Source organism: Shewanella sp. 3_MG-2023 (assembly GCF_030548765.1).
In the GTDB taxonomy this organism is placed as follows: Bacteria; Pseudomonadota; Gammaproteobacteria; order Enterobacterales; family Shewanellaceae; genus Shewanella.
This window is the reverse complement of record NZ_JAUOSH010000012.1, coordinates 122,508-134,021: the sequence shown is the minus strand read 5'-3', so window position 1 is coordinate 134,021 and position 11,514 is coordinate 122,508. Positions and strand designations below refer to the sequence as shown.

Here is an 11,514-nt window from a genome sequence, read left to right as displayed (position 1 = left end):
TTTTTTTAGGAGCCTTAAGACAGAATGGATACCAACTACAGGGTATCGTAATTTTACTGAAGCGCAGAATGAAATTACACGATACATTATTGGATATTATTGTCAGCTTCGGCCGCATCAATATAACGGCGGGCTGACGCCCAATGAGTCAGAACGATTGTTCTGGTTAAACTCTAAGACTGTGGCCAATATTTCTTGACCACTACAACTCACACCCTAAACGGCTGATAATTAGTTGAAAAATAAAACCCACTAAATGGGATACCCCACATTATACCCCGACAGTTCAAGTAACTTAATTAAGCTATTGAAAAATAATAAAATATTTTTTGTTAAAAACAAACGTAGTGGTTCACTACTATGCCAACACAAATTATAAAATTGTTACGACTCGTTGTCTGCATAGCCACCACAACGGACATAGAGCCTTAGACCAATAAAATTACAAAATCTATGAAAAGAGAAAATTCAGGCCCATACGACTATTTATATTCACCTTAATATCAGTGCAATACCTGCGATCCCTTGTAAGTTTTGTTGTCAATAATACTGGTATTAGAAATGATCCACCATCTGTCGCCATCAAATAATAATTGAAAGTGATTTAGGCCTTTCATCAATGGTTTTTCATCGGTCGCTTTTAACTTCACTTCAAAACTACTGTATACATTAGCCATGTTGCCGTACTTCACAACTTCCTTTGCAGTTTCTAATTCATAAAACCCTGTTTTGCCATAAGCCGATTCGGTCTGAGCAATAATTCCTTCAATATCAGCAGCAATAATCCCTGAGAATTGTGACGATTGCATTGCAATCAACATCTCTGCATTGTCAAAAAATAAGTCTCTAAAGCGGTCCCAGTTTCGTTTTTCATTTGGGCCTGCCGAAATGATGTTATACATTGCATCTATAATTGTTTCAGGACTTTTCCAGTCATTCACATAAACGTCATTATCAGCTTCATTGGCAGTTACAATAGTGCTGGTAAATAGAGTAAATAAAAAGACGACCACTAAATTATGTGTTTTCTTGAAATTAATCATTCGCTTGCTCCTTGCTTGTTAATACATATTCAGGTTGGCTTAATTTTGCATCAATCAAGTTGCCTGCGAGAAACACTTGAGTAATTGTTTTTGTATTAGCAATATTTTCCAACGGATTACTTTTAAGAAATATAACATTAGCGACTTTGCCTTGTTCGATAGAGCCGTGTTGATCAGAGATATTCAGTTGTTTGGCAGCATTGATAGTTGCCATTTTTAAGATGTCACTATTTGGAATGCCAGCATCTGCAAATATTTGCATTTCCTGATGCACACTAAAGCCCGGGATCACCCAAGGGTTACCTAAGTCTGTACCAATGGTAAGCGGTACTCCTTCTTTGTGTAAACGATTTACAAAACTCAGTACTTTTGGCCACACTTTTTTAGCGCGGCTGAAATCTTGCTCATTCCAACCTATGTTAAATGTAAAAAATGATTGCCAATTATTGAGTAACTCTGGGTGAACGTATTCAAGGTTTGGGTGTGCGATAACTTGTTGGCTATCACCGTAAAAACTATTTTTAAACGCTATTAATGTCGGATCAATATGAACCTTGTTCTCACGTAAAGCTTGATAGAGTTCCAGCATAGGTTTTGAGTTTAAATCAGCATTCTCATACCATTCAAAATGAGCGAAAGGACCAGGGCGACTATTTTTCTGATATTCCTCTTTTGCTTCATTACTGAGTAATTTAGATGAAACTGGCATAGCATGAACTATCCCGTCTATTTGCCAGTTTGCAGCGTCTGTCCAGCTCACTTCTTCTAGGTGACCAATAACATGCATGTCGAGTACATGGCCAATATTTATAGCATCCTGAATTTGTTGGTCTGTTAAACCAGCGTAAAGCTTAATAATATCTATACCCGCAGCCTTTTGTTGCTCAATTGCCGTTTGCAGTGACATATTTTTATTGATATCAACGGTTAAACCTTCAAAGGCTCCCTGATTAATAATTTCACCTGCTATTATTGCCCCGGGCCCAATAAGGTTTCCAGTCGCTACGTTGCTTTTGTATCGAAGGTTATGTTCACTGCTACCACCTGGGTTTCTAATGAAGGTAACCCCCCAACGCAGTAATTCCCTCGCATTCCATTCAGATATTGCATCACTACTATTGGCATTAATACTTAGCTTTCCACGTGTTTTTTTAAAGGTTACTTCGCCTAGTGAGATATGAGCGTGAGTATCAATAAGACCAGGAAGAACGTACTGCCCCTGAGCATCAATAATATCAAGTTGTGAATATCGCTTTGGCAACTCTTGGCCAACATACTCAATAGTGTCACCATTGAGCACTAAAAAATTGTTTTCGAGAATTACGCCTTTGTTCACATCAACAATATTGGTATTTCTAAAAGATTTTATCGGGGGATTCTGTGTTTGATTGGCAAATGCTTGGTATGAAGAACATAGGCATATTGCTGCTGTAATCATTTTAAAAGTGTTCATAAAAACTCCACAAATTAACTTCAATTTAAGTTCAAACTAACAGTGGAGTATTTAAAAAAAACCTTACAATTTATTGATTTTATTTTAATTTAGATAAAAATTTGCTGTGCTTTTTGATCTGATTAATATTAAAAAACCATACGAACATTAACCAAATGATGCCAAATAAATAACGTGCGGCGAGGTCACTTAGCTGACTTCCAATATATAAATACTCATAGGTAAAAGAAGTTATGACCGCTCCAGCAAAAACGGCGATAAGGTACTTTGTATACTTTGCTCGTCGTAGCACTTCGAGACTCATACGCTCTTCAAATTCAATGCATTCACTTGTCGAGTTTTTAATCATTTGGTAACCTTTAAATCGGCTTTTCAACATTAATATGAAGGTGAATACACCGATGAGCAGCGCAAAGGTAAGACCTAATTTTAAATGAATAGCCCAAGACTCGTTAAATGCCATTATTAAAAACCAAGCAACCGCAAAAATAATACCTAATTCAACTGTCGTTAACGCGAATAAACTCAGTCGCTTTTTAATGAGCCGCTTTTTTATTTGCTCTTTTGTGAATTTGCTTGTGGTATTTTGAGCTTGCCAAGCTACCGATAAAGATTCTATATCGAAATCATCGCTCATAATTTCTATTCCCGTATATAAATTGATAACTAATCATTAGACATTAATCGCGCTAAAGATTTTTTTGTTCTGGTGATTTTGACCGCTATATTGTTTTCACTCATCCCAACGATCTCCGCGATGTTTTGCTGTTTTACACCGTCAAGATATAGCGTAATTATTTGTCGCTGGATTAAAGGTAACTGCCAAATGGCGCTCATCAAACGGTCTAACTGCTGATCATTAGCGATTCCTTTCTCTAATGAGAAAGTAACTGGAATGTCATAATCTTCACTCGTTGTTTTTACCTGTTTTACCTGCTTTTTTATATGACCCACGCCAACATTATGCGAAATTTTATACATGAATGTTTCTACTGAACTGTCACCACGGAAGCTATTCAACGACAGCCATATTGCCATAGCCATTTCTTGCACAAGCTCTTGCTGTAATTGAGGAATAGCTTCATAAGTAGAAGCTATTCGTGAAAGGCGCGGCCAAAACGCCTCAAGCAATTTATCTTTATTCATATTTAATTTTCATATAGTACTCCACTAGCCACTAATTCCTAATAGCTATCATTTCGGATGAAGTATTAAGGGAGATACAAGAGATTAAGTGGTAAGAGCCTTAGATTATGGTCTCTTTTGCGACATAGAAAATAGCAGCAACTGCAATTATTATCTCCAAAGCAACATAAACTAACCCTACTTTTAAGATACGTTGAGACAACTTACTTTGTTTAATCTTATTTAATACTTGGTTCATTATAATACCCTATTATTTTGTGATTCTTTTACTAAGTAGTCATTAAGTAAAAACCCTTACAGTTTTTTTTATATATTTCTAAATTGAATTTATTGCATGTATCAAGATTGGAGTAAGGTTGCCTTTCTAGGTGAATTGCAATGTGTTTGTTTTGAAGGGGAGATAAGAAGTAGTAATGACCAACAAACACTGCCTTAATGCTTCAGCTAAAAAATTCTAACTTTCTGCTGAGTACTATATTTATTCCAAAGCCTTCAGTCATGGCTACACTATTTTGTATTAAGGGTAGCGCTTCATTCACCATTTGAAGCCAAGGCTTATAACAAACATTTCAAAACCAATAAAAAAGCCTGAATATCACTATTCAGGCTTTCTTTTAGATGCTTAGAGCTTCAGTTATAGATTTAAAATCTATTACATCATGCCGCCCATTCCACCCATACCACCGCCCATACCGCCCATATCTGGCGCTGCAGCTTCTTGTGGAATTTCAGCTACCATTGCTTCGGTGGTGATCATTAGACCAGCAATTGATGCGGCAAACTGTAATGCACTACGGGTTACTTTAGTTGGGTCAAGAATACCCATTTCTAACATGTCACCGTAAGTGTCGTTACCAGCGTTGTAACCGTAGTTGCCGCTGCCGTTTTTAACTGTGTTCGCCACAACTGAGGCTTCTTCACCTGCGTTGGTTGCGATTTGACGAAGTGGTGCTTCCATTGCACGTAGTGCGATGATTACGCCGTGCTTTTGGTCTTCGTTGATCACTTCAACTTCAGAAATCTTAGACGCTACACGTACTAGTGCAACCCCACCGCCAGGAACCACGCCTTCTTCAACGGCTGCACGTGTTGCATGTAATGCATCTTCAACACGGGCTTTTTTCTCTTTCATTTCAACTTCTGTTGCTGCGCCAACTTTGATTACTGCAACACCGCCAGCAAGTTTTGCCATACGCTCTTGAAGTTTTTCTTTGTCGTAGTCAGATGTTGACTCTTCAACTTGTTGTTTGATTTGCGAAACACGGCCAGAGATTTGCGCTTGCTCGCCGTTACCATCGATGATGGTGGTGCTGTCTTTAGTGATAACAACACGTTTTGCTGTACCTAAGTCTTCTAGGGCTGCTTTTTCAAGTTCTAGACCGATTTCTTCAGCGATAACAGTACCGCCAGTTAGGATAGCGATATCTTGTAGCATTGCTTTACGACGGTCACCAAAGCCAGGTGCTTTAACAGCAGCTACTTTAACGATACCGCGCATGTTGTTGACAACTAATGTTGCTAATGCTTCGCCTTCAACGTCTTCTGCAACAATAAGCAGTGGCTTACCTGTTTTAGCTAGACCTTCAAGGATTGGTAATAATTCACGGATGTTAGAGATTTTCTTATCAACTAATAAGATGAAAGGAGAATCTAACTCAACGCTGCCTGTTTCAGCTTTGTTGATGAAGTAAGGAGAAAGGTAACCGCGGTCAAACTGCATACCTTCTACAACGTCTAATTCGTTTTCAAGCGCTTGGCCTTCTTCAACGGTAATAACGCCTTCTTTGCCTACTTTTTCCATTGCTGTTGCAATGATTTCACCGATTGATTCATCAGAGTTAGCAGAGATAGTACCTACTTGAGCAATGGCTTTAGAATCTGCACATTCTTGCGAAAGTGCTTTAAGCTCAGCAACGGCTGCAATAACTGCTTTGTCGATACCACGCTTAAGATCCATTGGGTTCATGCCAGCAGCGACTGCTTTAAGGCCTTCAACCACAATTGATTGTGCTAATACGGTTGCAGTAGTTGTACCGTCACCAGCAGCATCATTGGCTTTAGAAGCAACTTCTTTCACCATTTGTGCGCCCATGTTTTCGAACTTGTCTTCTAGTTCGATTTCTTTCGCTACCGATACACCATCTTTAGTGATTAGCGGTGAGCCAAAGCTTTTGTCTAAAACGACGTTACGACCTTTTGGGCCTAATGTTACTTTTACTGCGTTAGCAAGAATGTTGACGCCGTTAAGCATTTTAACGCGACCGTCACTACCAAATAATACTTCTTTTGCTGACATTGTTATGTTCCTTCAAATTTGTTGATGATTGCAAAGGGTTAATGTTTAAAATTAACCTACAACAGCCATTAGGTCTGACTCAGATAAGATAAGGACTTCTTCACCATCAATCTTTTCTTTTTTCACGCCGTAACCTTCGTTGAAAATCACTACGTCGCCAACTTTAACGTCAAGGGCTTTAACTTCACCGTTTTCTAAAATGCGACCATTGCCTACTGCTAGGATTTCACCACGAGTTGATACTTCTGCAGCGCTACCAGTTAATACAATGCCACCAGCTGATTTTGATTCAACTTCTAAACGTTTAACGATTACGCGGTCATGTAATGGACGAATATTCATCTACGGACTCTCCTAATGATTTGGTGCCCTAAAACGAGGCGGTTTTAACAAAATGATAAGGGCATTACCCCTTTGATGAATGATATATGGGGGTCGATGTTGACAGTTCCAAGTGTATTTTAAAAAAAACTGCGATTTAATTGTAAAATTTGTGGCTGCTAATATTTAAACCATCTTGAATGCTGCTAGAATTTGGCTCCCGTTTTCGTGTTTAAGTCGAGATAGATGAAAGATAAACATGGGTTGCTTAACGCACCAATAGGTCGTGTGCTATTCAATATGAGCCTCCCCAACCTTATCGGTATTCTCACCATTTATGGTGGCAGCCTTATAGATACATATTTCATCAGTCTTTTGGGCACTGAATCATTAGCTGCGGTAAGTTTTACGTTTCCGGTGGCGATTATTTTTTCCAGTATTGCCATTGGCATTGGCGCGGCGGTTTCCACTAACCTCGCCCGCTTAATTGGCGCAGGTAATCAACCCCAAGCTAAAGCGTTTTTGTTTGATGCCTTGTTGCTAACATTTTTATTGGTGAGCGCGTTAGTGTGCATCGGGATTATGGCCATTGACCCGCTATTCACCCTACTGGGCGCTAATGAGTTAAGTTTGCCACTTATTCATGATTATATGCTGGTGTGGTTTTTAGGGGCGCCATTATTGGTGTTATTGATGGTGGGCAATCAGGGCATTCGCGCCACCGGTGATACTTACTCCCCTGCGATCATTATGTCGGTGGCAGCAATTATCAACCTTATACTCGACCCTTTACTTATTTTTGGTCTTGGGCCTTTCCCTGAGCTGGGTATTCAAGGCGCGGCCATTGCCACTTCAATATCCTGGTTATTTTCAGCCTCTGTGGCTGTGTATATCTTGGTATTCAAAAAACAAATTTTGGTCTTCACCAAATTAAGTAAGCACCGGATTATCAAAAACTGGTGCAAGCTGGGGCATATTGCCCGCCCTGCGGCTTTAATGAATATGATTAACCCTATTGCCAACGGCATTATTTTGGCCATGCTTGCCAGAGTCGATCAAGCTGCGGTGGCGGCTTATGGTGCAGGGGTGCGCTTAGAAACCTTATTTATTTTGGGGATCATGGCCCTTAACTCCAGTTTAATGCCGTTTGTGGGGCAAAACTTGGGGGCGGGGCAACATCAGCGGGCTAAAGATGCCATGATGCTGTCACTGCGGTTTGCCCTTGTGCTGCAAACCTTACTGTATCTGCCTATCTTTTTGAGTGCTGATTTTATTGCGCAGTTATTCAGTAATGATGCTGTGGTGATCGATTGGTTGAGCTTTTATATTAAAGCCTTACCCGCAGCCTATGGGCCATTAGCAGTGGTGATTATCTTCGCCACTTGTTTAAATGCCTACCATAGACCGATCCAGTCGTTAGTGATTAACTTAGTCAGGCTGTTTATTTTAATGCTGCCATTGGCGGCCATTGGCTTATACTTTGGCGGGGTAAAAGGTTTATTAATTGCGCTGCCAATAACCAATACCATTATGGGCATTGCCTGCTATGTGATGGCCAGTCGGATCACTGAGCCAGAGTCCGTTACCGCGTCAACGGCCACTGAGTCAATTAACACCATAAATTAACAGGGATGCACAAGGGTTAATACACAATGAAAAGATCAATCAACGCCGCGCTATTGTCAGCTTTTGTGTGCCCGGGTACAGGGCACTTATACATAGGTAAAAAAGCCATAGGTTGGGGCATTATTCTGGCTTGTTTTATCAGTTTATGCGCCATCATGACCGTGCTGATGCAGCGCGCTCAAGTAGTGGCTGATGATATTGTCGCGGGAAATATTGCGCTGGACTTCAACAGTCTTTATGCCGCAGTGCACGACAGCGTGACCCTTGATTTACCCCCTTCAGTATCGATGGCCACTTGGGTGTTATTTATTTGCTGGGTTGGTAGTACGGTTAGCGCGTATTGGATGGCTGAGCAGCTAGACAAACCTTCAAAGGATTCGACTCTCGCACCTTAAGTTAATGCCGTAAACAAGCAACTGAATTATTTGAGCCATAAAAAACGCTAGCCTTGCTAGCGTTTTTTCATTGAGTCACCAAGCTAACAATTAGTCTTTTTTGGGCTTATCTTGCTCGCCCTTTTGCTCACTATCTGCGCGAGGCTCATCCTGTGGGGTGATATCTTTAATTTCTACCTGATGGGTTTCAGGGGTTAAATCATTTGGATCAAATTTGCGTTCAAAATCACCGTCAAAGGTATTGCCGCCTTGGTTAAATGGGCCATTTTGCCCAAATGGATTTTGGCCTGGTTGACCTTGTGGACCAAAGCCGCCCTGAAAACCGCCACCAGCAACCACGCGCATTTGCATACGTTTAAAGATATAGCTGGCAATCGGTGAGCGAGTAATTGGGGTTAGCAATAACAAACCGATAAAGTCAGTCACAAAGCCCGGAAACAATAACAGTAAGCCTGCCGCGGCGAGCATCATGCCTTCGACAATTTCTTTACCCGGCGCTTCACCGCGCTCAAGCTTAGATTGCACTGACATTAAGGTGCTTAAGCCTTGGCTGCGCACTAGTGATACTCCCACAATCGCAGTGAAAAACACTAATGCGATGGTATTCCAGGTGCCAAGCACATCGCCCACAGAAATTAATACTGACAACTCAATGGTCGGAACGATAATAAATACAAACAATAAAACAAATAACATGTGGGCCTCAATTTTTTCACTGGCTATGAAAACTAAATGGGGGTTATCCGGTCTTAATTCAAGACGTGTCACGATTATCATCAATGACTAATGCAAGCGCTTACGAAAAAACGTACAGTATTGCACTATTGAAATCGCGATAAACATAACATTAGCAACAACAATAAAGATAAACCGCAGTTTATGTTATTAAGCTTAAGCTAACTTTAAGGCAACCAATAGATGATAGCATTCCAATGCCAGCAACTTACTTATTAGTTATAACAACTTGCCCTGATAACGCCAGTGCAAAACGCATTGCATCAACGCTAGTGGAAACTAAAGCGGCTGCTTGTGTGCAATTAATTCCACAAATAGAGTCAGTTTATGTGTGGGATGATGAGGTCTGTCATAGTAGTGAAGTCGCTTTACACATAAAATGTATTGCTAAAAATTATGATGCAATTCAACAAATAGTGATCCAACAGCATCCCTATGAAGTACCTGAATTAATCGCTATGCCTATTACTCAAGGCTTGCCAAATTATTTAAAATGGATAGAAGAAACTTCCCAATCATGAAAAAAATATTTGCGCTTATTTTTACCTCTTTACTCCTGCTAACGCCATTAGCTCACAGTGAAGGCATTTTTAGCAGTAATAAGTTCAGCTTCCTTCAGGGCGAGCCAGAGTTAATGCCTGTTGAAGAGGCTTTTGTATTTGATTATCAGCAAAAAGATAATCAATTAGCCATTAGCTTTGTGATTGCCGATGGTTATTACATGTACCGTGACAAGTTGCAGTTTTCTGCCGACGGCGCAGTGATTGGCGATATAGACCTACCCCGAGGCAAGGTTCATAACGATGAATATTTTGGCGAACAAGAAGTGTATTACACCTTTGTTGAGCTGCCGTTAGCCCTTAAAGAAGCCGCCCAAGGCAGCCTAGTACAAGTGACCTTTATGGGTTGCGCTGAAGGCAAGCTGTGTTATCCGCCTACCAAACGTGATGTTAAGCTAGATGCTGTTGCTGCTAACGATGGCAAGGTAAAGGGCAAAAAAGCCATTATTGGTGATGTGCCAGCTCAAGCTGAACCAGCAACCGCAAGCAATGCGACAACGCCTATCACCCAACAAGACAGCTTAAGCCAAATGCTGGCCAACGATAGCTTAATGTGGACCTTAGTTATCTTCTTTGGTTTAGGTATTGGTTTAGCCTTAACCCCTTGTGTGTTTCCTATGTACCCGATTTTGTCAGGGATTATTGTGGGGCAAGGGAAAAAGTTATCTACCGCTAAAGCCTTCACACTATCAATGGCCTACGTTCAAGGTATGGCGATTACCTATTCATTATTAGGTTTAGTGGTTGCCTCTGCGGGCATGAAATTTCAAGCGGCATTGCAACATCCTGCTATTTTGATTTTCTTAGCGGTAATGTTTGTACTGCTGAGTTTATCTATGTTTGGTATGTATGAATTACGCCTGCCGGGCAAATTCCAAGACAAGATGAATACCCTGTCGAACAACCAAAAAGGTGGCAACCTTGTTGGGGTGTTCTTTATGGGCGTTATTTCAGGTTTAGTGGCGTCGCCTTGTACCACTGCGCCGCTGTCTGGTGCGCTGATTTATGTGGCCCAAAGTGGCGACTTACTACAGGGCTTCTTGGCGCTGTATGTATTAAGCATGGGTATGGGGGTGCCATTACTGATCATTGGTACTTCTGGTGGTAAATTACTGCCGCGCGCCGGTGCATGGATGGATATCATTAAGACCATTTTTGGCTTCTTGCTGATTTCTGTCTCAATCGTGATGATTGGCCGCATCTGGCCAGGACTGGTATCTGATGTATTGTGGTCAATTTGGGGGATTAGCTTAACGGGCTACCTCATACACCAGAACAAACTATCAGAGTTTAACTGGAAGCAAACCACCCGTGGCATCATACTTACGCTGACTTTACTCGCCAGTTTCTCTTATGGTTTCCAAGCGGTAATGACTGCATTGGGCCATCAGGCGCCATCAATCAGCAATGAGACTAACCAAAGCAAGCAAATTAGCCATGGTGAGTTATTCATTCAAATTAAGTCACTAGAAGACTTAGAAGTTGAGCTAGATAAAGCCAGCCTTAGCGGTAAAACCGTGATGCTAGATTTATACGCTGACTGGTGTGTGGCCTGTAAAGAGTTTGAGGCGATTACCTTTGCTAATCCAATAGTATTAGAGCGTTTAGATCAAATGGTGTTACTGCAAGCCGATGTCACTAAAAGTGATGCCATTGATATTGAACTGCTTGAGCACTTCAACGTATTAGGCTTACCGACCCTATTAATGTTCGATGAAAATGGCAATCAGCGTGAAGATTTACGCGTAACCGGCTTTATGGGGCCTAAACCCTTTGCTGAGCACTTGGATTTATTGCTGAATAAATAAATTTATTCTCAACTAAGATATTGAAAATGGTCAATTTATTTATTAGATTGGCCATTTTTTTAATCCTGAGCTATTTTTTAATACCAAGTTGATTCTTTTCTTATACAATCTACTTACCTACAACCTAGTTT

Annotated in this window: 13 protein-coding genes; 5 read left to right on the top strand and 8 right to left on the bottom strand. The window is 40.7% G+C overall.

What is annotated here, in order from left to right; all coding sequences use genetic code 11:
* The coding region (locus Q4591_RS09165; protein ID WP_303460669.1) for an integrase core domain-containing protein at positions 1 to 199 on the top strand (199 nt) is incomplete at its 5' end.
* A gap of 304 nt (positions 200 to 503) precedes the next feature.
* Here Q4591_RS09165 and Q4591_RS09160 read toward each other — a convergent pair.
* From Q4591_RS09160 to Q4591_RS09130, 7 genes are all read right to left on the bottom strand, one after another.
* Entirely contained in the window at positions 504 to 1,043 is a 540-nt protein-coding gene (locus Q4591_RS09160; protein ID WP_303460667.1) for a hypothetical protein, read from the bottom strand.
* Complete coding sequence (locus Q4591_RS09155; protein ID WP_303460665.1) at positions 1,036 to 2,496, bottom strand: amidohydrolase family protein; 1,461 nt, start codon at positions 2,494 to 2,496, stop codon at positions 1,036 to 1,038. The genes Q4591_RS09160 and Q4591_RS09155 overlap by 8 nt, the downstream gene beginning before the upstream one ends.
* A gap of 79 nt (positions 2,497 to 2,575) precedes the next feature.
* The gene (locus Q4591_RS09150; protein ID WP_303460663.1) at positions 2,576 to 3,133 is read right to left on the bottom strand and encodes a hypothetical protein; all 558 of its coding nucleotides are present in this window, start codon (positions 3,131 to 3,133) and stop codon (positions 2,576 to 2,578) included.
* Between the two features lie 29 nt (positions 3,134 to 3,162).
* On the bottom strand, positions 3,163 to 3,642 hold the full coding sequence (locus tag Q4591_RS09145) for an RNA polymerase sigma factor (RefSeq protein WP_303460660.1): 480 nt from the start codon (positions 3,640 to 3,642) through the stop codon (positions 3,163 to 3,165).
* A 100-nt stretch (positions 3,643 to 3,742) separates the two neighbouring features.
* Positions 3,743 to 3,880 carry a hypothetical protein gene (locus Q4591_RS09140; RefSeq protein WP_303460658.1) on the bottom strand — a complete coding sequence of 46 codons (138 nt, stop codon included), beginning with the start codon at positions 3,878 to 3,880 and terminating at the stop codon, positions 3,743 to 3,745.
* A 414-nt stretch (positions 3,881 to 4,294) separates the two neighbouring features.
* Complete coding sequence (gene groL, locus Q4591_RS09135) at positions 4,295 to 5,938, bottom strand: chaperonin GroEL (RefSeq protein WP_102439565.1); 1,644 nt, start codon at positions 5,936 to 5,938, stop codon at positions 4,295 to 4,297.
* A 51-nt stretch (positions 5,939 to 5,989) separates the two neighbouring features.
* Positions 5,990 to 6,280: a co-chaperone GroES gene (locus tag Q4591_RS09130; protein ID WP_076538652.1), complete on the bottom strand. Its 291-nt coding sequence runs from the start codon at positions 6,278 to 6,280 to the stop codon at positions 5,990 to 5,992.
* 225 nt (positions 6,281 to 6,505) lie between these two features.
* Here Q4591_RS09130 and Q4591_RS09125 point away from each other — a divergent pair, with 225 nt between their 5' ends.
* Positions 6,506 to 7,885, top strand: a complete 1,380-nt coding sequence (locus tag Q4591_RS09125) for an MATE family efflux transporter (RefSeq protein WP_303411820.1) — start codon at positions 6,506 to 6,508, stop codon at positions 7,883 to 7,885.
* Positions 7,886 to 7,911: 26 nt separating this feature from the next.
* On the top strand, positions 7,912 to 8,280 hold the full coding sequence (locus Q4591_RS09120; RefSeq protein WP_102439567.1) for a DUF6677 family protein: 369 nt from the start codon (positions 7,912 to 7,914) through the stop codon (positions 8,278 to 8,280).
* A gap of 90 nt (positions 8,281 to 8,370) precedes the next feature.
* Here the strand turns inward: Q4591_RS09120 and Q4591_RS09115 are convergent, their stop codons facing one another.
* Complete coding sequence (locus Q4591_RS09115) at positions 8,371 to 8,976, bottom strand: FxsA family protein (protein WP_303411823.1); 606 nt, start codon at positions 8,974 to 8,976, stop codon at positions 8,371 to 8,373.
* A gap of 236 nt (positions 8,977 to 9,212) precedes the next feature.
* Here Q4591_RS09115 and cutA point away from each other — a divergent pair, with 236 nt between their 5' ends.
* Both cutA and Q4591_RS09105 read left to right on the top strand, forming a co-directional pair.
* A complete protein-coding gene (cutA, locus tag Q4591_RS09110; RefSeq protein ID WP_102439568.1) occupies positions 9,213 to 9,536 on the top strand; it encodes a divalent-cation tolerance protein CutA in 324 nt (107 codons plus the stop codon).
* Positions 9,533 to 11,383, top strand: coding sequence for a protein-disulfide reductase DsbD (locus Q4591_RS09105; protein ID WP_102520470.1), 1,851 nt, complete (start codon positions 9,533 to 9,535; stop codon positions 11,381 to 11,383). Before cutA ends, Q4591_RS09105 begins: the two co-directional genes overlap by 4 nt.
* The last annotated feature ends 131 nt before the right edge of the window (positions 11,384 to 11,514 follow it).

Coding starts and splice junctions, on each gene's coding strand:
- Q4591_RS09115 (WP_303411823.1), bottom strand. CDS start 8,976: ATGTTATTTGTTTTATTGTTTGTATTTATTATCGTTCCGACCATTGAG.
- Q4591_RS09150 (WP_303460663.1), bottom strand. CDS start 3,133: ATGAGCGATGATTTCGATATAGAATCTTTATCGGTAGCTTGGCAAGCT.
- Q4591_RS09130 (WP_076538652.1), bottom strand. CDS start 6,280: ATGAATATTCGTCCATTACATGACCGCGTAATCGTTAAACGTTTAGAA.
- groL (WP_102439565.1), bottom strand. CDS start 5,938: ATGTCAGCAAAAGAAGTATTATTTGGTAGTGACGGTCGCGTTAAAATG.
- Q4591_RS09125 (WP_303411820.1), top strand. CDS start 6,506: ATGAAAGATAAACATGGGTTGCTTAACGCACCAATAGGTCGTGTGCTA.
- Q4591_RS09145 (WP_303460660.1), bottom strand. CDS start 3,642: ATGAATAAAGATAAATTGCTTGAGGCGTTTTGGCCGCGCCTTTCACGA.
- Q4591_RS09160 (WP_303460667.1), bottom strand. CDS start 1,043: ATGATTAATTTCAAGAAAACACATAATTTAGTGGTCGTCTTTTTATTT.
- Q4591_RS09140 (WP_303460658.1), bottom strand. CDS start 3,880: ATGAACCAAGTATTAAATAAGATTAAACAAAGTAAGTTGTCTCAACGT.
- Q4591_RS09105 (WP_102520470.1), top strand. CDS start 9,533: ATGAAAAAAATATTTGCGCTTATTTTTACCTCTTTACTCCTGCTAACG.
- Q4591_RS09155 (WP_303460665.1), bottom strand. CDS start 2,496: ATGAACACTTTTAAAATGATTACAGCAGCAATATGCCTATGTTCTTCA.
- cutA (WP_102439568.1), top strand. CDS start 9,213: ATGCCAGCAACTTACTTATTAGTTATAACAACTTGCCCTGATAACGCC.
- Q4591_RS09120 (WP_102439567.1), top strand. CDS start 7,912: ATGAAAAGATCAATCAACGCCGCGCTATTGTCAGCTTTTGTGTGCCCG.